Origin of the sequence: Empedobacter sp. UBA1574 (genome assembly GCF_002322895.1) — a bacterium.
GTDB lineage: Bacteria > Bacteroidota > Bacteroidia > Flavobacteriales > Weeksellaceae > Empedobacter > Empedobacter falsenii_B.
This window is the reverse complement of sequence record NZ_DCOI01000023.1, coordinates 1-25,353: the sequence shown is the minus strand read 5'-3', so window position 1 is coordinate 25,353 and position 25,353 is coordinate 1. Positions and strand designations below refer to the sequence as shown.

Annotated in this window: 25 protein-coding genes and 1 pseudogene; 13 read left to right on the top strand and 13 right to left on the bottom strand. The window is 32.0% G+C overall.

Annotation, left to right across the window (positions count from 1 at the left end; genetic code table 11):
- Positions 1–136 precede the first annotated feature (136 nt).
- Genes aroB through B3578_RS06560 form a run of 4 tightly spaced genes read left to right on the top strand, consistent with a single transcriptional unit; the run spans position 137 to position 3,486 of the window.
- A complete protein-coding gene (gene aroB / locus B3578_RS06575; protein ID WP_114999381.1) occupies positions 137–1,189 on the top strand; it encodes a 3-dehydroquinate synthase in 1,053 nt (350 codons plus the stop codon).
- Positions 1,177–1,713: a peptide-methionine (R)-S-oxide reductase MsrB gene (gene msrB, locus B3578_RS06570; protein WP_409410639.1), complete on the top strand. Its 537-nt coding sequence runs from the start codon at positions 1,177–1,179 to the stop codon at positions 1,711–1,713. Before aroB ends, msrB begins: the two co-directional genes overlap by 13 nt.
- A 45-nt stretch (positions 1,714–1,758) precedes the next feature.
- Positions 1,759–2,145 carry a hypothetical protein gene (locus tag B3578_RS06565; RefSeq protein ID WP_291047456.1) on the top strand — a complete coding sequence of 129 codons (387 nt, stop codon included), beginning with the start codon at positions 1,759–1,761 and terminating at the stop codon, positions 2,143–2,145.
- A gap of 9 nt (positions 2,146–2,154) precedes the next feature.
- Entirely contained in the window at positions 2,155–3,486 is a 1,332-nt protein-coding gene (locus B3578_RS06560; protein ID WP_291047454.1) for an MATE family efflux transporter, read from the top strand.
- Between the two features lie 128 nt (positions 3,487–3,614).
- Here the strand turns inward: B3578_RS06560 and B3578_RS06555 are convergent, their stop codons facing one another.
- The 4 genes from B3578_RS06555 to B3578_RS06540 all read right to left on the bottom strand — a co-directional run bounded on the left by B3578_RS06555 (position 3,615) and on the right by B3578_RS06540 (position 7,162).
- The gene (locus tag B3578_RS06555; protein WP_291047451.1) at positions 3,615–4,436 is read right to left on the bottom strand and encodes a GLPGLI family protein; all 822 of its coding nucleotides are present in this window, start codon (positions 4,434–4,436) and stop codon (positions 3,615–3,617) included.
- 77 nt (positions 4,437–4,513) lie between these two features.
- Positions 4,514–5,203: an SDR family NAD(P)-dependent oxidoreductase gene (locus B3578_RS06550; protein WP_291047449.1), complete on the bottom strand. Its 690-nt coding sequence runs from the start codon at positions 5,201–5,203 to the stop codon at positions 4,514–4,516.
- A complete protein-coding gene (locus B3578_RS06545; protein ID WP_291047447.1) occupies positions 5,172–6,161 on the bottom strand; it encodes an ABC transporter ATP-binding protein in 990 nt (329 codons plus the stop codon). The genes B3578_RS06550 and B3578_RS06545 overlap by 32 nt, the downstream gene beginning before the upstream one ends.
- Positions 6,158–7,162 (bottom strand): FecCD family ABC transporter permease, encoded by a 1,005-nt coding sequence (locus B3578_RS06540; protein WP_291047445.1) that lies wholly within the window; start codon positions 7,160–7,162, stop codon positions 6,158–6,160. Before B3578_RS06540 ends, B3578_RS06545 begins: the two co-directional genes overlap by 4 nt.
- A gap of 85 nt (positions 7,163–7,247) precedes the next feature.
- Between B3578_RS06540 and B3578_RS06535 the strand changes: the two genes are divergently transcribed.
- From B3578_RS06535 to B3578_RS06525, 3 genes are read left to right on the top strand one after another with little or no spacing between them, the layout of a single operon-like run.
- On the top strand, positions 7,248–7,610 hold the full coding sequence (locus B3578_RS06535) for a hypothetical protein (RefSeq protein ID WP_180906144.1): 363 nt from the start codon (positions 7,248–7,250) through the stop codon (positions 7,608–7,610).
- Between the two features lie 51 nt (positions 7,611–7,661).
- The gene (locus B3578_RS06530; protein WP_291047443.1) at positions 7,662–8,636 is read left to right on the top strand and encodes a TQO small subunit DoxD; all 975 of its coding nucleotides are present in this window, start codon (positions 7,662–7,664) and stop codon (positions 8,634–8,636) included.
- A gap of 2 nt (positions 8,637–8,638) precedes the next feature.
- Positions 8,639–9,217, top strand: coding sequence for a TlpA family protein disulfide reductase (locus B3578_RS06525; protein ID WP_291047441.1), 579 nt, complete (start codon positions 8,639–8,641; stop codon positions 9,215–9,217).
- 76 nt (positions 9,218–9,293) lie between these two features.
- Here B3578_RS06525 and B3578_RS06520 read toward each other — a convergent pair whose 3' ends face one another.
- From B3578_RS06520 to B3578_RS06505, 4 genes are read right to left on the bottom strand one after another with little or no spacing between them, the layout of a single operon-like run.
- A complete protein-coding gene (locus B3578_RS06520; protein WP_286496078.1) occupies positions 9,294–11,543 on the bottom strand; it encodes a multicopper oxidase domain-containing protein in 2,250 nt (749 codons plus the stop codon).
- 12 nt (positions 11,544–11,555) lie between these two features.
- Positions 11,556–11,984 carry a hypothetical protein gene (locus B3578_RS06515; protein ID WP_371875732.1) on the bottom strand — a complete coding sequence of 143 codons (429 nt, stop codon included), beginning with the start codon at positions 11,982–11,984 and terminating at the stop codon, positions 11,556–11,558.
- A gap of 21 nt (positions 11,985–12,005) precedes the next feature.
- Positions 12,006–12,830 (bottom strand): DUF3347 domain-containing protein, encoded by an 825-nt coding sequence (locus tag B3578_RS06510; RefSeq protein WP_286496079.1) that lies wholly within the window; start codon positions 12,828–12,830, stop codon positions 12,006–12,008.
- Positions 12,831–12,840: 10 nt separating this feature from the next.
- Complete coding sequence (locus B3578_RS06505; RefSeq protein WP_180906139.1) at positions 12,841–13,413, bottom strand: helix-turn-helix domain-containing protein; 573 nt, start codon at positions 13,411–13,413, stop codon at positions 12,841–12,843.
- Positions 13,414–13,628: 215 nt separating this feature from the next.
- Here B3578_RS06505 and B3578_RS06500 point away from each other — a divergent pair, with 215 nt between their 5' ends.
- The 6 genes and pseudogenes from B3578_RS06500 (at position 13,629) to B3578_RS06475 (ending at position 18,824) form a co-directional block, all read left to right on the top strand.
- Complete coding sequence (locus B3578_RS06500) at positions 13,629–14,255, top strand: hypothetical protein (RefSeq protein ID WP_219034431.1); 627 nt, start codon at positions 13,629–13,631, stop codon at positions 14,253–14,255.
- Positions 14,256–14,816: a DUF4256 domain-containing protein gene (locus tag B3578_RS06495; protein ID WP_219034430.1), complete on the top strand. Its 561-nt coding sequence runs from the start codon at positions 14,256–14,258 to the stop codon at positions 14,814–14,816.
- Between the two features lie 267 nt (positions 14,817–15,083).
- Entirely contained in the window at positions 15,084–15,953 is an 870-nt protein-coding gene (locus B3578_RS06490; RefSeq protein ID WP_219034429.1) for a heme/hemin ABC transporter substrate-binding protein, read from the top strand.
- Between the two features lie 16 nt (positions 15,954–15,969).
- Positions 15,970–17,001 (top strand): FecCD family ABC transporter permease, encoded by a 1,032-nt coding sequence (locus tag B3578_RS06485; RefSeq protein WP_219034428.1) that lies wholly within the window; start codon positions 15,970–15,972, stop codon positions 16,999–17,001.
- Positions 17,001–17,705 (top strand): annotated as a pseudogene (locus B3578_RS06480) (heme ABC transporter ATP-binding protein); the annotation flags it as partial. The gene B3578_RS06485 and the pseudogene B3578_RS06480, both read left to right, overlap by 1 nt.
- Positions 17,706–17,786: 81 nt before the next feature.
- Positions 17,787–18,824, top strand: a complete 1,038-nt coding sequence (locus tag B3578_RS06475) for a hemin-degrading factor (RefSeq protein ID WP_291047502.1) — start codon at positions 17,787–17,789, stop codon at positions 18,822–18,824.
- A gap of 599 nt (positions 18,825–19,423) precedes the next feature.
- Here B3578_RS06475 and B3578_RS06470 read toward each other — a convergent pair.
- The 5 genes from B3578_RS06470 to B3578_RS06450 form a co-directional block, all read right to left on the bottom strand.
- A complete protein-coding gene (locus B3578_RS06470) occupies positions 19,424–20,671 on the bottom strand; it encodes a T9SS type A sorting domain-containing protein (protein ID WP_286496081.1) in 1,248 nt (415 codons plus the stop codon).
- Between the two features lie 123 nt (positions 20,672–20,794).
- Positions 20,795–22,189: an HmuY family protein gene (locus B3578_RS06465; protein ID WP_291047437.1), complete on the bottom strand. Its 1,395-nt coding sequence runs from the start codon at positions 22,187–22,189 to the stop codon at positions 20,795–20,797.
- 10 nt (positions 22,190–22,199) lie between these two features.
- A complete protein-coding gene (locus B3578_RS06460) occupies positions 22,200–24,341 on the bottom strand; it encodes a TonB-dependent receptor plug domain-containing protein (protein WP_219034425.1) in 2,142 nt (713 codons plus the stop codon).
- A gap of 229 nt (positions 24,342–24,570) precedes the next feature.
- Positions 24,571–24,786, bottom strand: coding sequence for a helix-turn-helix domain-containing protein (locus B3578_RS06455; protein WP_286496083.1), 216 nt, complete (start codon positions 24,784–24,786; stop codon positions 24,571–24,573).
- 23 nt (positions 24,787–24,809) lie between these two features.
- Positions 24,810–25,353: AraC family ligand binding domain-containing protein (locus B3578_RS06450; RefSeq protein WP_291047434.1), on the bottom strand; the 544-nt coding region annotated here is incomplete at its 5' end.

Sequence of the window (25,353 nt, the reverse complement as noted above, 5' to 3'; positions counted from 1 at the left end):
AAAATAATTATTTTATAAGTCGATAATATCAATATAGATTCTATCGACAGCCCTCCTAAAATAAATCATTCAAAATATTTGGTTGATGTAAAAAGGTCGTCGTAATTTTAGGCACATTTTAAAAACATTTTTCATTTTGAAATCAGCTCCGATTCATTTTGGTTCAATCGCATATATATTAGACGATTACCTTGCAAATAACACTTTTTCTTCTATCTTCTTTTTGGTAGATGAGAACACTCATGTGCATTGTTTACCGCTATTATTAGCCGATTTGGACAATATTTCTGCTTACGAAATCCTTGAAATTGACTCTGGAGAAGAAAATAAAAACATCGATACTGTAACTAATCTTTGGTTAGCATTAAGCGAGTTGGGTGCAGATCGTCATTCATTAGTTATTAATGTTGGTGGTGGAGTTTTAACCGATATGGGAGGTTTTATGGCTTCTACTTTCAAGCGTGGAATCAAATTCATCAACATTCCAACTACGTTATTATCGCAAGTTGATGCTTCTGCTGGTGGAAAAAATGGAATTGATTTGGAAGGAATGAAAAACATGATTGGGACATTTACACAGCCAGAAATGGTGTTAGTTGATCCTAAATTTTTGTTGACATTAGAGCAACGTCAAGTAAAATCTGGCTTAGCCGAAATGTTAAAACATGGTTTAATCAAGAACCGTGATCATTGGGATAATTTGGTTCAATTACCTTCGCACGATGCCGAATCTTTGGCACCATTTATCATGGATTCTATTCATATCAAAGAAAATGTGGTTGACAATGATCCATATGAAAAAGGTGAACGCAAAATTTTAAATTTTGGTCATACAATAGGTCATGCTATAGAAAGTGAATCCTTAGAAACTGATTTTCCGCTTTTACATGGAGAAGCAATTGTAATCGGAATGATTATTGAGACATTCCTTAGTTATGATCAAGAATTAATTTCTAAAGCTGATGTGGAGGAAGTTTGCGAAAGTTTTTCGTCAATGTATGCATTAAATACAATTGATATGAAAATTTTTCCGAACTTAATGGAATGGATGAAACACGACAAAAAAAATCAAAACAATTCAATCAACTTTAGTTTGATCAACAAGATTGGAAATTGTCGTTATGATGTAGTTTGTACTGAAGAAGAAATCAGACAAGCTTTTGAAAAATATAATCAATGGATTGCCTAAAAAAATATACTTCTTTTTTTGTTGTTGGATTAATATTGAGCCTTATGGTTTCTTGTACATCTCAACAAAAGAAAGAAGATGCTAAAGTAGAACAACCTTCAAACACCGTTACGATGAACGAAAAACCTCAATTCAATATCAATAAATCAGACGAAGAATGGAAAAAAGAACTTTCTTCTGAAGAGTATTATGTTTTAAGAGAAGCTGGAACAGAACGTCCTTTTACAGGAAAATTTAACATGCATTTCGAGAACGGAATTTATACATGTAATGCGTGTGGAGAAGAATTGTTTTCTTCTTCTTCTAAGTTTGATGGACATTGTGGTTGGCCAAGCTTTGACAAAGAAATTAAAGAAGGTAAAATCGTAGAACGCGTAGACACTTCGCACGGAATGAAAAGAACAGAAATTCTTTGCGGAAATTGTGGAAGCCACTTGGGACACGTTTTTGATGATGGACCTACAGAAACTGGTTTACGTTATTGTGTGAATTCGCTTTCATTAGATTTCAAACCTGTAAAATAAAATCAAAAAGCTGTTTCGACAGCTTTTTTAATGCAAAAATACTTTATGAAAATACTTCGTATAATTATCGTTATTATCTTATTGTTATTAATTTATAACGGTGTTTACAATTACAATTTAATGGTGAATATAAGAACAACCGATCGCCCGATTAATCCATTACGCTATATCTTTTTCGGTTTTTATTTCTTCTTAATTCTGTTGAATTTGATTGAATATATTCGAGGAAAATTTACATACGGATCATTCAAAAAAGTAATTTATTATTTGATTTTCGCTGGATATTTAGCGTGTATTTTCATGTTCAAATACAACGATTATCATATTCCAGGCTTACCACTTTTGGGTTATTTCACATTGGTCGGAACTACCTTATTTATGTTGAGTCAAATCATCAAAAACAAACCACCATACAAACGCGTAAAAAAATAATTTTTCGTAATGAGTTTGGTTTTGGATAGAATTACCTTCAAACAAATTAATCAATTAGCGATTCCTACTATTTTTTCGGGGATTGCCGAATCTCTTATTACCTTAACCGATATTGCGATGGTGGGTAATGTAAAAGAATATTCGGTCGAAGCACTTGCTGCGACTGGTTTAGTTGGTTCTTTTCTTTCAGGAATTATCTGGATTGTTGCCCAAACCAAAACCTCTATTTCGTCTTTGGTTTCGCAAAGTTTTGGAGCAAATAAATTGGAAAGTCTCAAAACTTTAGTTCCGCAAGCGTTGTATTTCAATCTATTTTTGAGTTTACTTATCTTTATACCAACGTATTTTTTTGCACAAAATCTATTCGAACTATACAATGCAAAAGATTTGGTTCTTCAATTTTCGGTCGATTATTACAAAATCAGAGCATTTGGTTTTCCATTAACACTTATTTCGCTCACTCTTTTTGGAGCATTTAGAGGAATGCAAAACACCGTTTGGGCAATGAAATGTAGTTTAACAGCTGCTTTTGTTCATGTGTTTTTAGACTATATTTTAATTTTTGGAGTAAATGGAATAATTCCTGCTTATCATATCAAAGGCGCTGCCTATGCAAGTCTTATTGCACAATTGATAATGGTAATTATGGCGTTTTACTACTATTTCACGAAAACTTCATTTGGGTTAAATCCAGGAAAAACCATTCATCCACTTTTTAAGAAATATGTCAACTTAAGTTTCAATTTTATTTTACGAACAGCTTCGTTGAATGTTGCATTTTTTCTTGCCAATTCTTACGCCACCGATTATGGAAAAGATTATATCGCCGCGCAAAGTATTTTGATGAATATTTGGTTATTCTTTTCATTTTTTATTGATGGTTATGCAGGTGCAGGAAATGCTATGGCAGGACGATTACAAGGCGAACGAAATTATCCTAAACTTTGGATTTTAAGCAAAGATATTTCCAAATATTCTGTTTTAATTGCGTGTATTTTAATTACTATTTGTTTCATTTTTTACAATCAAATTGGGCAAATTTTCAATCAAGACCCGAATGTTTTGACTATTTTCAACTCTGTATTTTGGATGGTTTTATTAATGCAACCAATCAACACATTGGCTTATATTTTTGATGGTTTTTTCAAAGGAATGGGCGATGCAAAACTCTTGCGAAACAACTTAATTGTCGCAACATTTCTTGGTTTTCTACCAACCATTTATCTTGCAGATTACTTTGGTTTAAGTATTTATGGAATTTGGATTGCATTTGGCATTTGGATGTTTTTACGCAGTTTTCCGTTGATATATATTTTTAGAAAACGAGTTTTGAATCAATAAAAAAAGTCGCACAAGAGCGACTTTTACAATTTATCTAAATTCTATTTTTCTTAAGGTGTAGAAATAGAAGCTTGTTGAATTTTTCCGTTGAAATAAATTTTAGAAAAACGAGTTCTATCAAGCTAAAATTATTTAATATTAAACTGTAAATCTCTCTCGATAGAGTTATTAAGTTTCTTTAATTCTTCTTTCTTTTTAAGTTTTTTTTCTTGATCAATCTTTGCATTTTCTCCCGTTTTTGCAGTGATAACTTCTGGATTTTCTTTATAATCTTTGATATATTTTACAAATTCAGATTTTTGCGAATTAATCTTATTAAAATCCTTATAAATCGGATATTCAACATCATCTTCGTTTTCTTTTATACTAATTGGCTCAAAATGAAAGTAACCTTTAGAATCTTTTATATCCAAAATTAAACCTGGTAATCCATGAAATTTGTAAGGCCCATAAGACACAGGAATATCTTCTGTATACCAAGCTTCCCAAGTTCTATCAAATAAATTTGTTGTAGCTTTTTTTACTTTATAATTATTGATTTTCTTTTCTTCATTTAATAATTTCCATGAAATTTCTGGTACATTGTCTTCAAAACTATAATTTAGACGATTAACCGAAGATTTGATATAATAAAGATTAGAATCATTTCTAAAATATAATCTCAAATCATTATTTGGAGACGTTTTCATCTGCAAAAGATCATTTATACTAATCTTATTTTTAATTAAATCTGCAATATTTCCATCTGTTGTATCAGCAATAAACAAATCATTAGATAAAAATGTATAGCCCAACTTATTTGTATGGAGAATCATTTCATCAACTTTTATATCTGACTTATTTAAAGAATCTGGAATAAAATTGAAATTATATTTGACTAAATAATTAGAAGGTTTTTTGCAGCTAAAAACCGTAGCTATTAAAGCTATCATCGCGATTAAATATCTCATAAAATGTTAATTTATTACAAGATATAAAAAAAGTCGCACAAGAGCGACTTTTACAATTTATCTAAAGTCTATTTTTCTTAAGGTGTAGAAATAGAAGCTTGTTGAATTTTTCCGTTGAAATATTTCCAACCATTCAATCCAAAATCTACCAAATATTCGGCCATTTCATCTGGTTGTAAAGGCGCAATATATCCCGGAAACGCTTCTTCTAACATTTCTGTTTGTACCGCTCCCAAAGCTACTGCATTTATTCTTGGTCCAAGTTCATTCAACTCCTCTGCTAACAATTCAGTCAAATTAACCGTTGCAGATTTTGAAGACGAATAAACAGACAAACCAGGAAATTTCACTGAACCTTGTACAGCTCCCATTGTCGAAATATTAACTACATGAGAAGATGTATCAAATTTTGGCATCAAAACTTGTATCAAGCGATAAGGTGCCATAAAATTAATCTGCCAAGAAGTTAACAAATCCTCTTGTTGAATTTCTATAAATGGTTTGTTGATACAAACTCCTGCATTATTGTACAAAACATCTACTTTATTCCAAGATTCCACAGCTTTCAAAACTTCTGAAATCTCATCAAAATTAGACAAATCAACATCGATAAACTGATATTGATTTTCTTTTGCAAACGCCGTTAATTCCTTCAATTTATCTACATTTCGAGAGACTGTCAACACTCGGTTTCCTAATTCCAAATGTTGTTTTGTCAATTCAAAACCAATTCCTCTACTCGCTCCCGTTACAATTATATTTTTCATAGTGTTGTACAAAATTTACAATTTCTTCTATCGTTTCAAACTTTATTCCTTCAAAGATGATGTTATTTTCTGTGATTTCAATATGATTTTCCGCATTATTTTCAACAGAAATTCCATTCCGAATTAAGGCATTTTTTACCCAAAAAGCCAATTCCGAATTTCCTTTTACACCAATCGTTTTAGAAAATGATTTTTGTGTCGAAAAGCGATTATTTTTTTCATCATATATCAGGTTTTGATTGGATAACTTCTGAATAATTTGATGTTCAAAAGCCATTTGTTCTGGAATATTTTCGAAAAGATTTCCATTTTCAATCCACCAAATTTTATCCGCTTTCTCTAAAGCAAAATCAACTTCGTGTGTGATCATTAGAAATGATTTATTCGTTTTCGATTTTAATTCATTCAGTAAATTGAAAATTCGATATTGATTCGCTAAATCTAAATTAGAAGTCGGTTCATCCAAAATCACCAATTTCGCATCTTGACACAATGCACGCGCAATCATCACCAATTGCAATTGACCTTCACTAATTTCATTTGCAAATTGATTTGCTAAATTTGTAATTCCGACCAATTCTAATACCTCATCAATTAAGTTTTGTTCTTCCTCAGAAATCTTTTTCAAAACCTTGTGATAAGGCAAACGTCCCATCGCAACCAATTCCGAAACTTTAATCTTTGGAACAATTGACAAACGTGGTAAAACAACCGCAATTTGCTGTGCTATTTCTTGAGAAGATAATTTTTTGATTGAATTATTTTCTAAATAAATTTCTCCATTCAACGTTTTCTGAAAGCCTAAAATTGAATTAATCAACGTTGATTTTCCTGCACCATTTTTTCCTAAAACAGCAACTAATTCATTCGAATTTATAGTCGCATTTATAGCTAAAACAATTTCTTTAGAACCATATCCAACTGAAACATTTTCTAATTTCAAAATGGTATTTTTCATCGAACTTCGTTTTTATTATTCAACAAAATACTAATGACAATTGGCGCACCAAACAACGCTGTAATAATATTAATCGGTAAAGTTCCAAACGGAAAAACTTCTGTCAAAATCGAAAATAACAGCATAAAAAATATACCCGATACGAAAATCCATCGGTACAAAATTTTCATATCACCTGTTCGTAATAATGTTCTGCAAATATGTGGAACTGCCAATCCTATAAAGCTAATTGGTCCTGCAAAAGCCGTAGCTGACGCCGTTAATAATGCTGTCGAAACTAAAATCGTAAAACGTAATTTTTTGATATTAATTCCTAATGATTGTGCATATTTTTCGCCCAATAACAAGGCTGTAATTCCACGTAAAGCAAATAATGAAATGATGATTCCACTCAAAACAAATAAACCAAAAACGCTTAATTGTTCCCAAGACAATCCGCTTAATGAGCCAAATCCCCAAACTAAATACGCTTTTATTTTATCGGAAGGAGCAAAATATTGCATCATGCCTATTAATGCGCCTGCTAAACCTGCAATCATAAATCCTATAATCACCAAAGATGCCGATGATTTGACACGAAATGATAATGAAATAACCAAAAACAACGCAACAATTGCGCCCAAAAATGAAGCTATAATTGTAATCCAAGGATTATTAAGAAATTCTTCTAAACCAATCATCGAAAAAAGAAAAATCACAATCGCAACGCCTAAACTTGCCATCGAAGTTATTCCCAAAACAGAAGGTTCTGCCAACGGATTTTTGAATAATTCTTGCATTAAAAAACCTGAAATTGGCAACGAAATTCCGACCAATAAAGCAGTTAATGATTTTGGTAAACGAAAATTAAGAACAAGATTATGCAACATTTCGTCTGAGTGACCAGAAAACACATTAAAAATTTCGATGAAAGAAATCGAGACTTTTCCAACACTTAAACTCAAAACAAAAAGTAAAAGTGTTAGAATTATTAAAACAAAAAATAGTGGTTTTTCTTTCATCAAGACAAAGATAGAAATTCTAATAATTTCTTAAAGTTTAATTGTGAATTGGTTTTTATTGAAAATTAATGATTAGTTTCGTTCCATGAATTTTAGAAGTTTCGTTTTAATCATCTCTTCAATTTTTGTGCTACTTACACCATGTAGCATTAAAGCTTCTATTCATACGATTTTGGACGTAGAAAATGTTCATCAAACGAAAACTTCTCAAGTCAAAATTAATCAAAATCATTCGAATTCATGTTCGGTTGTCAAGTTTGAAACGATTAAAAAATCGACAAAAAATCTTGATGTTCCGAATTTTGATTTACCAGATTCATCTATTCATTTCATTGGGTTAGCACGTTCTTCATTAATCGAAGAAGATATTGATTCGAATGAAATTCAATCACCAAAAATACCTTTTTATCTGTTGTATAAGCAATTGAAGTATTCGTTGATGTCTTAATTTTCCTTAATTAATTTAGACAACAATATTCCATCACTTATATAAAAATTCATGCAAAATAAATCTGTTTTATCAATGGGTAATGCTGTATTGGCGTTACGTTTAGTCATTGGTTGGACGTACTTTTCTGCCTTTTGGAGGCGTTTAATTTTAGAAAATAAACTCGATCCAGAAGCTGCGGGTTATATTGGCGAAAAATTCAATCATTTTTTACCAAATGCCCTTTTCATCAAACCACTTATTCAATATTTAGTCGAAAATCCTGAAGCGTTGCTTTGGAATATGTGGATTTTCACCATTGTAGAAGGCGTTGTAGGCTTACTCTTAATGCTTGGTTACAAAACACGAATCATGAGTATAGCCGTTTTCTTTTTGGCAATAGGAATTTTACTTGGTTCCGGCTGGATTGGTACAACTTGTCTGGATGAATGGCAAATTGGTGTTTTAGGATTAGCTGGAGGTTTTACGCTATTTCAGGCTGGTTCAGGAAAAATTTCGTTGGATTATTTTTTCAATAAAAATCAATTTATTCAACAAGAAAATAATTGGAATTCAATTTCAATCAAAAAGTATAGACCTTATTTTGTAGGTTTTAGTTTTTTTATTTTATTCGTTACTTTGTTTACAAATCAGGTTTTTCATGGTGGAGTTTACGGGACTTTACACAATAAATCTGTCAAACCAAAAGTGGAAATATCTAATTTGAAACAATATCAAAACAAGGTTTCATTTGATGTAATGCGAATAGAAGGCGCTGATGTTTATGGCTCTTTTTTAATCCAAATTGATTTTCATAATCATCAAAATGAAATAATTGAAAGTTTGGATATGCAAGAGTTATCTAATTTGGACAAACAACAAATTTCGAATTATTATGTATCAAAAGTTACACCGCACAAACACAGTTTGGTGTTACCTTTGGGAGCGAAAGCAAATCTGAATTTTGATATTTCAGACAAAATTCACAAAGTAGTTTTAACCGATATAAGCGGATTACAATGGGAACAAACAATAACAAATTTATAGCAATGTTAAAAAGAAATTATTCAACAATTATCATAGGTGCGCTGGCTTTGGTCTTACTTTTTGTGCCAGAAGCTAAAGCAATGATGCAACAAGGTTTAATGAAATTAGGCTTATTTGAACCGAAATTAGAAAAAATTGAACCAACAACTCAACCAAAATCTGAAGCAAATTATACGTTCGAAATGGTGTATGCTGACGGAAAAGCAATCAACATGGAGGATTTAAAAGGTAAAGTTGTTTTCATGAATTTTTGGGCAACTTGGTGTCCGCCTTGTATCGCGGAAATGCCATCAATTCAAAAACTTTATGATAAAGTAAAAGATGATAACGAAATCGTTATTTTGACGGTTGAAGTAGAAGGAAAACGTGATAAAGTAGCAAAATTTATGGAACGTAAAAATTTATCGTTGCCTGTAGTTTATCCAAATTCATCTATTCCTACTGAGTTTTTTAATGGTTCGTTACCAACAACAGTTATTTTAGACAAGAAAGGAAATATTGCACATACAACAATGGGAATGGCGAATTATTCTGGACAAGATATTGTTGATTTCTTAAATGAACTGAAAGCGATGGATTAATCATTCAACATCATCTAAAAACAAAAAGCTTCAAGAAAATTCTCGAAGCTTTTTATGTTTTATACTATTTATATTTCTAATAAACTAACCTCAATCCTACACCGAATCCCATATCGCTATCGTAATGAGTTCTGATGTGCATATTTCTGTTCAAGATATAGCTCAACTCGCCCATATATTCTTTATCTGTATTCCACATAAAACCAGCGCGAACTCGTTTTGAAATTGGAATATCCTCTCTCATCAGTTGCAAACGAACTTTTCCTGTATGATAAATTTCGGTCTGAAAATCAATTAACATTGGTAATTTATACACAAAACCAGCACTGAATAATCCTTTGTTTCTATCTGTTTTTTGACCAAAAATATTCTTTTCTACAATTCCGTGGTCTGTTAACATTTTGTGTTGATTCCAATCAAAACCTACAAAAACTTGAAACCATTGATTTCGATCAATAAAACGTCCCAAATGTGTTTCTACTTCATAACCGTGTTCTGGTTTGTAACCAATTCCCCACTCCGAAGTAAAAGCCCAACGTGCATCTTGCACCATCAACATACCATCTAAACCATTTGTAGCGAAATCATTTTCTACCATAACATGCTTCATGTTACTTTCCATTTGCAACATTTTATAGGCATGTTTTTTATTTGGTAAATTAGGATTTTGATAATCTCCAACCTCAAAAACACGGTTCATTCCGCCCATCATGTGATACAAAATATGACAATGGAAAAACCAATCACCTTCTGTATTTGCCTCAAATTCGATGACATTTGTTTCCATTGGCATAATATCCAACACGTTTTTCAACGGAGAATATTCACCATTTTTATTAATGACACGAAAATCGAAACCATGTAAATGCATCGGGTGACGCATCATCGAGTTGTTGTACAAGGTAATACGCAGAATTTCACCTTTTTTCACTAGAATTTTATCCGATTCCGAAAACACTTTGTTATCCATACTCCACACATAACGATTCATATTTCCTGTTAATTCGAAACGCATTTCTTTTATTGGAGCATCTTTCGGAAGTGTTGTGTTTTCAGGCGCTTTCAGCATTCCATAATTTAAAGTGGTAATGTTTGAGGATGTATTTCCATGCGAAGAATGATCCATTTCAACCATTTCTGAATGATTTTCAACAGAATCTTTCTTTGATTTTTTAGATTTCTTTTTCGCTTCGCCAGAAATTTCAGGATACATCACAGTGTTCATGTCCATTTGCTGTAAGCTCATTTTCATTCCCATATCGTTCATTGTTCCGTTCATATTCATCATGTCGTTCATCATCTTCATTCCTTCAAAATACTTCAATTTCTGAAGTGGTTCCATCAATTGTTTCTTTCCTTCACCAATGAACAACGAAGCCGAACCCGTTCTATCCTCAGAAGTTGCCTGAAATTCATACGACAAACCACCTTCAGGAACCGTCACCACCACATCATAGGTTTCGGAAACGCCAATAATCAAACGATCAACCTCTAAAGGTTCTACGTCATTTCCATCATTTGCTACAACCGTAATTTTGCCACCTGCATAACGCAACCAAAAATAAGTGGATGCACCACCGTTCGAAATTCGTAAACGTACTTTATCACCAGCTTTGAATTGTTTCAGTTGACTTTCATTCTGCGCATTTATCAAGAATTTTTCGTAATAAACATCGCTTACATCCATTGCCAGCATACGTTTCCATTCGCTGGTAATTTTTGTTTTGAAATGACCTTCACGAATTGCTTCAGCATAACTTTGCGTAGAACCTTTTTTGATTCCCGCCCAATCGTTTGCATTGTGCAACATTCGCTGAATATTTTCAGGTTTCAAATCAGTCCATTCGCTCAACATCACAGGAATTGTAGGTAAATCATCAATTCCTTTTCGGAAAGTTGGATCGTTTTCGCGTTTCTTCAAAATCATCGAACCGTACATCCCGATTTGTTCTTGATACCCCGAATGACTGTGGTACCAATGCGTTCCGTTCTGAATAATCGGAAATGAATACGTGTACGTTTCACCAGGTTTGATTCCCATCTGCGTCAACATCGGAACTCCATCTTCCTTATTCGGCAACCACACGCCGTGCCAATGCAACGAAGTATCTTCATTCAATTTATTATGTACTCGAATTACCGCTGTATCGCCTTCCGTAAACTCTAAAGTAGGCATCGGAATTTGACCATTTACTGAGATTGCTCTTTTCTCTTTTCCAGAAAAATTAACAATAGTATCACGTACATATAAATCATATTCTACACGTTTTTGAGCCTGTAAAGCAATCGTCGAAGGAACTAAAAGTAAAAAAAGTAATTTCCTCATGTGAATGATTTATTATAACTGACTAAACTTCTTATAATTCTCCTCGTTTTCGAAATAATCAACATTTCCTTGCTGATCTTTCAAAACGATATACGCATTTGCTTTATCAATCTCTTTTCCTGTAAAAGGATCTTTTGCTTTACGCGCAGTTTCATCATTCGGAATTCTTTCTACACACATCTTACAACATCCATAATAGGTTTTTCCATCATAAGGAACTTCGAACTGATCTTTGCCCATATATGCATTGTTCACCATACAAACTTGCTTATTCGGAACCTTATCTCCAACATTGTAAGCCGTTGTTTGCGAAGGTTGCATCATATCTGACATCTGTTCTTCATGAACAGTAACTGTTGGTTCTTCTGTTTTATTTTGACAAGATATTAATGCAAAAACACTTAATATTGAAACACCTAAAACTATCTTTAAATTCTTCATTTTCATTCTATTTTTTAATTATTATTTCAATGTTTCAACTGTGCTTCCGCATGTCAACATCATATTTCCGTAGAAAGGATTTTTAATATCTGATTCTTTACTCAACCAATTCGAACCGCCGTTAAACATTGGACAATTTTGATAATAAACTGTATATCCAAGATTTGTTTTTTGAGCTAATTTGTACATTCGCGCTGATAATTTTGCAAAAGTTGTACGTTGTTTTTCAATATTTTTTTCTTGCGATAATTGCTTCGAAGTTGTTTCTAAATCATTCAAAACTTCCATCCAAACCATATGCAATTCATGCGAAAGTTTACCCATTTCTACAGTAGAAATTGATTTAGTAAATGCTGTAATTTGTTTCGAAATTTCACTTTCATTTGCTTTTACAAAAGCATCTTTCAACGAAAAGTAAGTATCAAAAACTTGTGACAATTGATTTTTTTGTTGAGAAGCTTCAGTTTGATTATGAGTAGAATGATCCATTTCTTGATGGTTCATCAACATTTTTTTATCCCGAGAATATTGACAATCTTTTTCCAATTTTGCATAAGCTTCATCAGGCGCCATATACTCTGAGTTATCAAAACCTGCTAGCGCAATATTTTTCAAGATTTCGTTCGAATTTGTTTTTGCTTTATTATATGAAATCGAAGCTGTTTGAGTCGTTGTGTCAAAATCTACTTTCGAAATTCGAGGTTGATTTCCTGCTTTTTCAATTAATTCTTTTGCATTTGCACAACTTCCTTTCACTTGAAATTGTTTGGTTTCTTGATTTTTAAATTGTGCATTTGCAGCAAAAGCAAGAAAACTTCCGATGATTAAAAAACTATACTTTTTCATGATTTTTAATTTAGATTTTATCAATTGGTCGACGCGTATGTTTGCTCAATTGTTTAAAAACAGAAGGCGTTAAACCAGTTACTTTTTTGAATTGTGCACTAAGATGTGCTACACTCGAATAATTCAATTGAAATGCTATTTCACTCAACGATAATTCATCATAAATCATTAATTCTTTGACTTTTTCTATCTTTTGTTGAATAAAATATTTCTCAATTGTTTGCCCTTCCATTTCCGAAAAAAGATTCGAAATATATTTATAATCTAACTTCGTTTGTTCGCTCAAATAATCAGATAAATTGACTTTCAGTTCGTTATTTTCTTGATGAACCAATTGAATAATCAATGTTTTGATTTGTTCAATCAACTTACTGCGTTTATCATCGATTAATTCAAAACCAACTTCTTCCAATTCATTTCGAACCAATTCTAATTGATCAGCATCAATCGGATTTTTCAATTCAACTTCTCCCAATTCGATATGATTTGTTTCGATGTTATTCATCTTCAAAATTCGTCCAACCACTACTTTACAGCGATGACAAACCATATTTTTTATAAATAATTTACTTGTATTTTCCATAATATATTCTTCGAAATTGAGCGATTTAATCCACTTAAATTTACAAAATCTTATGTTACAAATTTCGTACAACTTCATTTCAAAAGATTATACAATTTGGAAGATGATATATATAATTTTCAGATTAATCATTTTTCATTAACCTATTCTTGATAAATGAATTACCAAAATCATCTGTTTTTTGAATATATTTGATAATAATAAAATCACTTAAAATGAAAGCTACCAAAACTCTAACATTTATTCTTACAATAAGTTTATGTTCTATTTTTTCATGTTCAAAAAAAGAAGAAATTACAAATACGAATAAACAAGTCAAAAATGAAACAGATCATAATTCTGATTCATTTAATATAGAAAACATTCCAGTTTCTAATGTAAACTTCAGTGAATTTGGAGAATTTCCACATATTGGAATTCCTGAAAATGTGAAATTTACTAACTCTCCATTAGAAAATGAAACTGGTGAAATCTATTTCCCTATTGGTAAGAAAAATGATTTTGTCAAATTAACTGGTAAAACTTTTAAAGCATTTTTAAGCAAAAAAGATAATGATACAAAAGATTGGTCTGTTGAAGAAATTACTCAAAACTTTGATGATAATATAAAAAAACTTGGTGGTGTTTTAATTTTTAATGGAAAGTTGACAAATGAACAAACTGACTATCTTAACAATAATGATAAAACTTTAGGCGAAGAAGGTTCTATTGATTATTGGAACGAACCTGTAAGAGTTTATGCCATTAGAAGTGCGAAAGGAGATAATATTTACGTTCAATTATCTCTTAATTCGGCTAGTGGTGCCATTCAAATATTACAAGAAAAATCAAAAAATAAATAAATGCCTCAAAAAGAACTAACTCCGTCAGAACAAAATAACTGCATTCAAATTTTGAAAGAGCGTTTTGAGAAAAATATGCACAGACATCAAGATTTGGATTGGCTAAAAATTGAAGAGAAAATCATTAATCAACCTGAAAAAATTTGGTCTTTGCATCAAATGGAAATCACTGGTGGTGAACCTGATGTTATTTTTTATGAGGATAAAACAGACGAGTATTATATTGTAGATTGTTCGGCAGAAAGTCCGAAAGAGCGTAGAAGTTTGGCGTATGATTACGAAGGACAGACGTCTCGCAAAGAACATCAACCAAAAAATAATGCGATAGATGTTGCAAAAAGCATGAAAATTGAATTATTGACCGAAGAAGAATATCGTTTCTTGCAAGCTGTAGAAATTGTCGATCAAAAAACCTCAAGTTGGTTAAAAACACCTGAAAAAATTAGAGAATTAGGCGGTGCTATATTTGGCGATTATCGTTACGGAACTGTTTTTATTTATCACAACGGCGCACAATCTTATTATGCAGCTCGTTGTTTTAGAGGAATTTTAAAAGTTTAGGTACTTTAATAATTATTGTTTACGCTCCACTTATCACCTTTCAAGAGAGGAAATATTCATTTATTTAAAACAAATCATCGCCATGTTGAACTCGTTTCAACATCACATTCTTTTTTTTGTTAGCAACAAACCTTCAAATAAAATCATTATCAATTAATCAGTTATCTATAATCACAATATTTATTTTAAATTATTCTAAATAAATATTGCCTAACTAAATCTTTTTCCTAATATTTGTATTTTAATTTAGACTTAATACAAATAATAATGAAAAAACTATTTATTTCTACTGCAATCTTAGCGCTATTAGCAAGCTGCACGAATAAAGAAGCAAAAAATGAATCGACTGAAGAAGTAAAAACAGAGAATACTATTTCGAAAGAAAAAATTGTTTCTTTAAATGGAGCGATTACTGAAATTTTAGCTGATTTAGGAGAAGAAAATAACCTTGTTGGTGTTGATGTAACAAGTACTTACCCTACTTCTGTAAAGGAAAAAGCGACAGATTTGGGACATACTCGTTCTTTGTCAATCGAGGCTTTATTGGCTTTGAAACCAACAAAAGTATATGCAACGGATAAAGACTTGAATCCAGAACAAATTGCACAACTAAAAAATGCTGGAATTCAGACTGAAATTGTAAAACAAGATTATTCAGTTGAAGGAACGAAAGAGTTAGTAAAAACGGTTGCAACTTCTCTAAATAAACAAGATTTTGATGCTATTACTACTAAAATTGATACAGATTTAAAAGCTGTAAAACCTTTGGCTACAAAACCAAAAGTATTGTTCATTTACGCTCGTGGAGCAGGAAATTTGATGGTTGCTGGAACAAACACACCAATGGAAAAAATTATTGGAATTGCTGGTGGACAAAATGCCATTACAGAATTTGAAGATTTCAAACCATTAACACCAGAAGCAGTTGTAAAATCAAATCCTGATTATATTTTGATGTTTGACAAAGGCTTAGAAAGTATTGGTGGCGTTGACGGCGTATTAAAATTAGAAGGTGTAGCTTCTACAAATGCAGGAAAAAACAAAAAAATCATCGCGATGGATGGTCAATTGGTTTCTGGATTTGGACCACGTGTTGGGCAAGCAGCAGCGCAATTAAATCAATTACTTCAAAAATAAAAAAGTCTAAAACAATATGTATCCGCAAATCAGAATACATCTTTCTTTGTTAAGTTTAAGCATCTTTGGTCTTGCAATTCTTGCATTATTCTTGGGTGTTTATCAATTTAACGAATCCATCCTATCCATCATCAATAAAGCGATTACCAATAGAACTGCTATCAACGACAGCGATTATTATGTGCTTTTCGATTTACGATTACCACGTATTATTATGTCTATTTTGGTAGGTGCTGGTTTGGCAGTTGCAGGAACTTGTCTACAAGGTATTTTCAAAAATCCATTGGCATCTCCAGACTTGATTGGGATTACATCAGGAAGTATTTTATTTGCTGCAATTACGATTGTTTTGGGAGGATATATCAAAGATTTTGTTCCAGAAATTATCCATTACTCATTGCTTAGTTTGATGGCATTTGTCGGCGCTATGTGTTCCACAGTTTTTGTGTATAAAATTTCTTCGCATCATCAAAAAACAAATATCACCATTTTGTTATTGGCTGGTGTTGCAATTTCTGCGCTTTGCGGTTCTGCAACAGGACTTTTAACATATCTATCTACAGAAGAAGAATTACGCAATCTAACATTTTGGACATTAGGTAGCATTGCAAGTGCTAACTGGGACAAAATCTTAATTTTAGGAATTGTTATTAGCATCAGTTTTTACTTTTTAATTGGAAAAGGAAAAATATTAAACGCGATGATGTTGGGCGAAAAAGATGCTGAACATTTGGGAATTAATGTCGAGAAAACAAAAAAACAAATCATCGTTTTTTCAGCTTTATTGGTTGGTACAATTGTTTCTTTTACAGGAACAATCGGATTTGTAGGATTAATCGTTCCGTATATTTTACGTTTAATCTTCAAATCGAATTATGTTATCATTCTTCCTTTATCTGCATTTTTAGGTGCAATTTTAGTCATTGTTGCAGATACAATCAGTCGAACATTGGTTGCTCCATCCGAAATTCCAATCGGTATTTTAACTTCGTTAATGGGCGCGCCAGTTTTTATTTCAATTTTAATGAATTATAAAAAATCGTTGTAATGTTAGCGGTAGAAAATATTAATTATCAACACAAATCATTCAAGATTTTAGATACGATTTCGTTTGATGCAAAAGCAGGAAAAATGATTGCAATCGTTGGACCTAATGGTGCAGGAAAGTCATCTTTACTAAGCTATATCGCAAATGAAATTGAACCAAATGCTAACCTAATTCGACTAAAAGATATTGCCTTAAAAAATTGGAAAAAAGAAGATTTACCGCAACATAAAGCAAAGTTTTCGCAACATCAACCAACTGATATTCCGCTTACAGTGAAGGAAGTTGTATTGATGGGACGTTATCCATATTTCCAAAATTCACCTCAACAACAAGACATCAATTCAGTTGATTATTGGATGACCAAAACCGATATCAATCATTTAAAAGACAGGGATTACATTCATCTTTCTGGTGGCGAAAAACAGCGTGTACATTTGGCGCGCGTTTTTGTGCAATTGGAAAATGAAGTCAATCAAAAACTACTATTATTAGACGAACCTTTGAATAATTTGGACGTTTCTCATCAATTTAATTTGTTAGAAATTCTAAATGATTTTAAACAAAAAGGAAACCTAGTAATTTTGGTGATGCACGACCTTAATTTGGCTTCTCAGTTTGCTGATGAAGTGATCTTAATGAACAAAGGAAAAATTGTTTATCAAGATAGTCCAGAAAAGGTTTTCCAACCAGAAATCATTTCCAAAATTTATAGATTTCCTTGTACCATTTGTAAAAATCCAATCGACCAAAAACCACTTATTTTATTCGGTAAAAAAACAATTACAATGAACACACTTACAGATTTAAAACAACAATGGAAAGATTTGAAAGCAAATCAACCTAAAATTAGAATACGTAACGCAGCGAAAGAACTTAGCGTTAGCGAAATGGAACTTTTAGCAACACAATTAGGCGATAATGTCACAAAATTAAAACCTGAATTTGCTGCGATTTTACAAGAAATAGAATCACTTGGAAAAGTGATGGCTTTGACGCGCAACAACGAATGTGTACACGAACGCAAAGGTATTTACCTAAATCCTGATTTTTCTTCACCTCACGCACAACTTTTTGTTGGGGAAGATATTGATATGCGAATTTTCTTGAATCACTGGAAAACCGCTTTTGCAGTTGTAGAGAAATCTGAACATGGAGAACGCAAAAGTTTACAATTTTTCGGAAAAGATGGCGAAGCAATTCACAAAATATATTTAGTTCCGCAAAGTAATGTAGAAGCGTTTGATGCATTGGTTGAGAAATACAAAAACGAAGACCAACAAACAATTCCTACAACAGAAATCATCGAAAATAAAGTTACAGAAAAGCCTGATAACGAAATTGATGTTGAAGGTTTTCAACAAGCTTGGGTTGAGTTGAAAGACACGCATAATTTCTTTATGATGTTGCGCAAATTCGGCGTTACACGTACACAAGCATTGCGTTTGGCTCCAACAGATTATCATGCAAAACAAATTTCAAATGAAGCAATTGTTCAATTCTTAGAAAAATCTGCCGAATTGCAAACACCAATCATGGTTTTCACAGGAAACAAAGGAAATATTCAGATTCATACAGGTGAAATTAAACGTACGATGTGGCACGAAAACTGGTTCAATATTTTGGATCCAGATTTTAATATGCACTTGGATATGTCAAAAATTGCCTCGACTTGGATTGTTAGAAAACCTACTGAAGACGGTATCGTAACAGCGATTGAGGTATTTAACGATAAAGGAGAAATTATTGTTCAATTCTTTGGGAAAAGAAAACCAGGTATTCCTGAATTGGAGCAATGGCGCGAAATTGTTGCTGAATTGAATTAAGAAGAATCTAACCAAATCTTATATTTCACACTAAATTTTACCCGATTAATAGAAAATGTTAATCGGGTTTTTTATTATTTTCCTTTTTCTATATAGATATGCTTTGTATAAATAGTAGCGTATCTATCATAAGATATCCACAAAGTAAAAAGTAAAGGTTGATTTTATAATTATCAATGTACAAACAATTAAAAACAGACTTGTTTATAATAAACCAAGGACTCGGGTAAGATAAAACAACTGTGTTTATAATAAACCGAGGACTCGGGTAAGGATAAACAGACCTGTTTGTAATAAACCGAGGACTCAGGTAAGGTAAAACAACTATGTTTATAATAAACCGAGGACTCAGGTAAAGTAAAACAACTATGTTTATAATAAACCGAGGACTCAGGTAAGGTAAAACAACTATGTTTATAATAAACCGAGGACTCAGGTAAAGTAAAACAACTATGTTTGTAATAAACCGAGGACTCGGGTAAGGATAAACAGACTTACTTTGGAAGAATGCCTACGAAGTTATATACATCCAACTCTAATAAAAAAGGTCGTCTTTCCAGACGACCTCACACAAAGAGACAAATAAAGTACTCAAAACTTTATTTCAAAACTATTTTTTTCGTTTCAACTTTATCGGCAGATTGTATTTTTACGATGTAAATTCCAGCCGAAAGTTTACTTAATTGTATTGTTTTATTTGTAAATGATGAAGTTGGTTGATAGCTTTCCTGATGCACCAATTGTCCATTTATCGCATAAATTTGAATATTTAATGGAGACGATTTCGCTTCTTGCGAATTGTACACCAAACCAATTGTTTTCGGTTGAGAAGCGGTATAAATATCAAACTTCGTTTTGGCTAATTCTGTTGTTCCTAAATTAGCTGTTACATTTTCGTAATCGAATGTTATTTTTCCTGTAGAAGATCCTTCAAACGTTTTGAAAACCAATTTATAAATCTGATTTGTAGATGTATTTTTGATAAAATGATTCGTAGGATTCACTACATAAGACCAACCCGATAAGGTTTTCCAATTATATCCAACTGCATTAATATCTGCTACATAAGCCATATCATCAGTAGGATTTCCAGATTCTGTTTTCGCCACTTTGATCAAATCACTTTGCAAAACTCCCGTTACCGTATACATCACAACATCACCCTCATTCGTTGTAAGTGGTGTAACATATTTTGTAAATTTCAAATCCCATTTACTTTGGTCTGGCTCTGGTGTAACTGCTTTATCAGTCAATAAACTATAATAATTGAACAAATTTGTTGGATTGGTTTTATGCGCAAGATTTACTTTTGTATCAGCCGACCAAGTTCCATTTGTCAATTTAGAATACGTAAAATTATATTCGCCTAAAGGAGCTGCAAAATTATCTATTTTCAATTTCACATATTCTCCTGTTGCATATTTCAATACAAAAATGATTGAACCATTTACGTAATGATTTGCAATACTATAATTACCCCAACCATATGTCGCAGAACCATTATTGAAAGCGCCTTTTTGCCAATCTGTGTCCGAATTGTACAAAGCTGTCCACGTAGATAAATTAGCAACATCAATACTATTCCATTTTGAGACATCATTCGACGCTTCGTAAACTTCTATCCCTGCGCCATCGTTTACTCTAATTCCTGTAGACATATTCGATTTTCGATAAAATGATATCTCCCAATCGTTTCTATTTACAGAATTCGTCGATTGGTCTGCCAATCCGTAATAAACATCATTTGTATAACCAGCACCCATAGTAACTTCGCCTTTTATGGTTTGAGCATTTATTACAACAGATGTTAGAATGATTGATGCTAAAAGTGTAAATTTGTTTTTCATGATATAATAATTTTTTAATTGTTAATCAGAATTAGAACAGTCAATCCGAGAGATTACACTCTGACCCGTATGACTCGGATTGACGCATTCTAACCACTAATAATGAGTATGTTTATGATAAATTTATTTGATAAGTTTATATTCAAATTTTGGATAACCTCTCACACCAGAAGCATTCAGAAAAGCTAACATTTTAATTTTGTAATAATTATTTTCTGCATCTTTGATGATATAAAATCGATCCGAAAATAATTTTTGAGGTGCAGTAACTTGTCGCCAAGAATCACCAATTGCACGCTGATCGTCTAAAAATTTTGTTTCATCAATCATCGTTTCATTAAATTTTTCGTAGGTAATTTCATTGGTTACATCTACACGATAGGCTTTTGCACCCGCTTTCAAATTATTGACCACATAATCCAAATATCCATACGAACCATTTCCTGTAATAAGATTAGTAAAAACTGTAAAGTTTAAATCCCATTCTAATTTTGAAGGTTCAACATTTACAAGATCATTCGTCGTAAAACTGAAGTGAACAAAATTGTACGTTGTCGTTTTTGCAATTACTTTTTCTTTGTAAGTCGTATCATCCAAATCTGCATATTGCATCACATATTGCTCGTCTTTTTTGATGAATTTCACTTTTTTCCAACCGCGCGAATTTCCAGCAACAGCTGCCGAACCAACCGCAGGCGTTGAAGTTCCCACTTCGTAACCCAAATTCAGTAAATAAACTGGATTATCCGACTCTTTAATTTCCCCAATCGCTGTTTTCAAAATATCTCCAGCAGGATCGTCAACATATTCTTTGTTCGAATCTGTAAATGTACCTACCGCAACTTCGTTGATTAATTTCCCAACCGATGCTTTTGTTACTTTCGACAAATCGGTTTCGTCCAACGCTTTTACCGCCATATAAATAGAAGTATTTAACATCACGCGGAAATTTGTTCCATTATAAAACCCTAAATCCCAAGAATCTCTTTTTACCTTTGTTTGCGTTCCTTTACTTAAGTCTACATAAACTTGATATTGCTCATTTGGTCCGCCAATTTCCACATCCATTGTTCCTCCAATCGAATTTTCGAAAGAGATTTTTGTTGACGAATATCCTTGAATAATCGCTGATGGATAATCAATTTTTGTAATTTCAAACTGAATCGTTTTATCAGAACGATCAAATGGATAAATCAAATTCTTAAACGTAAAACTTGTTGACGTTTCACCTTTTTTGATTGGTATAATAATTTCTTGATTTGTAACTGCAACAGAAGTTGAATAATCAACATTATAAGTAGCTTTATCTTCGGTTATTTTAATATGAATTTGTCCATCTTGTTCTGCAACTTTAGAATAAATTAGATTTATTGTTTTCTCATTATCAATCTTACTAAAATCGATGCTTGCATCCTTAAAAGCAACAACAAAATCTTGTCCAATTGGATTGTTTTCATCATTACATGACCACAAAAAAGAAAGACTAAACAATAGGATATATATAAATATTTTTTTCATGATTTTTTGATTAATTAATTCCTAAATTGAAGGTAAGTTTAGCAAAATACGAACGTCCATATCCATACAAAATACTTGTAGAACCTTGGCTATGCGCACCATCATTTCCAGATGAACTGTTCAAATACTTTACATCAAAAAGATTTCTTGCACCAATTGTTAAACTAAGTTTTTTGTTCCAAAAACTTTGTCTTATTGACGCATCTATCCAGTTAAAAGCTTCTTGTTTACCTTTTACTAAAATTTGTTCACTTGTATTTGACGGATTATTTTTCAAGACAAATTGCTCTTGAGCTCCATTGTATTTATAGAAAAGTGAGAAAATTGTATTGGTTTTTGGCAAAGTGTACGAAACATTTGCATTGATTTGCGTTGAATAGAAATATTTATTTTTAACTGAATTTACAGCAACTGCTTCATCAATATCTTGCTTGATGCCTGTCAACGTAAAACCAACTCCTCCCGAAAATTGATGGACTTTGAATTGATTCAAATACGTAATACCTTGTACATCGTAATTATCAATATTACGATATTGATATTTCAATGGAGATTCTTCGACAACAATCAAATCAATCTTATCTTTCAGATTAATTTTCCACAACGATACTTTTTGCTCTAATGAATTATTTTCTCCGATATACCAATTCTTTTTTAAGTGAACAAAAGCAGAAACTCCTTTTTCTGGATTCAGATTTTCGTTTCCTTGCACATTATGATTGACGTCTACGAAATACGAATACATTTCCTCATAATTTGGCAAACGTGGTGAAGTACCAACAATCGCGCGCAATTCCCATTGTTTTCCAAATAGATATTTCGCACTCAAACTCATCACATACTGCTTATCAAATTGCTCCGAAAACATCACGCGAGCGCCTGGACGAAACGAAAGTTTATCATTTAGATTAATTTCAGAAGAAGCAAAAAAATCATACGTTCCTAATTTTCTTTCTATAGGTTTTTGGAAAAATTCTCCTGCCGAAGTTGAAGCAAAACCTTTTGTTTGATCGATTTCATAACCAAATTGAAAATCGAAATAATCATTTTTATTGATAAAATTGCTGAACATCCCTTTCGAATAATACACTTTTCGACTTTCATATTCGAATTTGTTTACATCATGTTCAACACCTTCAAGAATTTCATAATTATACGATTTCAATTTTCTTTTTTGTTCTTGATACGAAAACGAAACATCATAATTAATTGCTTTTCTAAATCGTCCTGAAGCATTTAAGTGATTGTAAATACGATCTGTTGTGTACACTCTATCTTTTCCAAAATAATCTACCGTCGCAGTTGGCGCATTCGGTGCAAGAGTTGGATTGGGATCGTAATACTTAGTTTCTTCGTTGAAATATTCGAATTTATAAAACAAACGATAATTGTCTTTTTTATATTGAACAAATGCCTTTGCTGCATTTTGTTCTTTTGGCAACCATTCGTATCCTCTCAATCCGTCATTATTAGGATAATTCTTTCCTTTTTTATCATCAAAAAATCCTTGAAAATCATTACGTGAAAAACTTAAATTAGCGTAGATTTTGTCTGAAAATTTATGCCCGATTTTCAAGGATTGTATATGTCTTCCTTTATTTTTCCAATTGTATTCATCTCCAATTGTTTCCTCTTGCAAAGTCGCAGAAATATCAAATTTATTCTTCCCTCCTTTTTTAGTAATAATATTGATTACTCCCGCAATAGAATTTGCTCCATATTCCACTCCCATCGCACCTTCTACGATTTCTATTTGTTGAATATCATCTAAGTTAATCTGCGTTAAATCGGTATTATTCCCTAAACCTTCGTCGTTAACTAATGGAATATTGTCCACCAAAATTTTGAAATATTGTGCATCCAAACCAAACATTTGCACCGTCGATTTTCCTGTAGAAGAACTCGGAATAATATTCATATTCAATGTTTGATTTAAAACATCTGCCAATGTGTTTCCTGCTTGTCTCTCGATCATTTCTTGCGAAATCACTTTTACTTCGTAAATAGATTTCTTGACCGATTGCGCATTATATTGCCCAGAAATCACGGTTTGTTCCAAATTAATCGTCGAATCTTTTGGAAACGAATTAATTTCTTGAGCCTGTAGAATTAGTGTTGTAAGTAAGCTTAGTAGAAAAAAGCGCCTCTTCATTTGTCCTTAATTTTATTATTTAGAATTAGTCTAATAATTAATAAGACAAATGTAAACGAATTTTTTAATTTATTTTTATTTATTCTAAATTAATTTATTGAATAGTGATAAAAATCGAGCTTCGTCTTCTAATTCTGATAAAAGAATGAGATGTTAAAACATTATTAATCAATTTAATTGTTAAAGAATTAAATTAAGGAAAGTAAAAATTGAACGAAATTAAAACGAATTATTTTCGTTTAGGTTTTGTTTTCGTAACAGCAAAATAAGACGCTGTAAAAGCAGACAAACTTTTGTAACCGACTTTATAAGCGATTTCGCTCAATGTAAAATTATTGGTATCTATTAATTCAATACTTCTTAGAATTCGGACAAGTTGCATATATTTTTGAAGTGTAATTCCTGTTTCTTGTTTGAAAATTCGTTGCAAATTTCGAGCAGACATATTCGCTTTATCTGCTAATTCATTTAGATTAAAATTTGTGTATAATGAGAATGAATATATTCACTTACAGGAATTAAACGTCTATCAACAAGAACTGGCAATTCTAGATTATGGTTTTCATCGCAAAAATGAGGCAAACTATACAACATCGAATTTAAGAAAATCTTTTGCTCCTCCTCTTCAACCAAAAATTTATTCCATTTTGAAGCGTATAACATCATTTCCTTTAGAATCGGCGGTGCAACAAAAACATGGATATCGTTGTAAAAATCTTCCTTAAAAACTTCTTTAAATAAAATCAACATTGGATTGACCGTTTTCGCCTCGGAAGTTGTACGATGTAGCTTATTTGCAGGAATCCAAATCACTTGATTTTGAGGAACTAAATAAATCTTTTGTTCGATATAAAAATATTGGTAACCTTCTTCAACATAATTCAATTGGAAATAGTCATGCGAATGAACCTCATCTGCATTTTTACGATTTTTCTCGTACCAAACGTATGTATTGGTTGTCATATGATCCGAATATTCTCCAATAATTTGTTGTCGTACTTCATGACTTCGT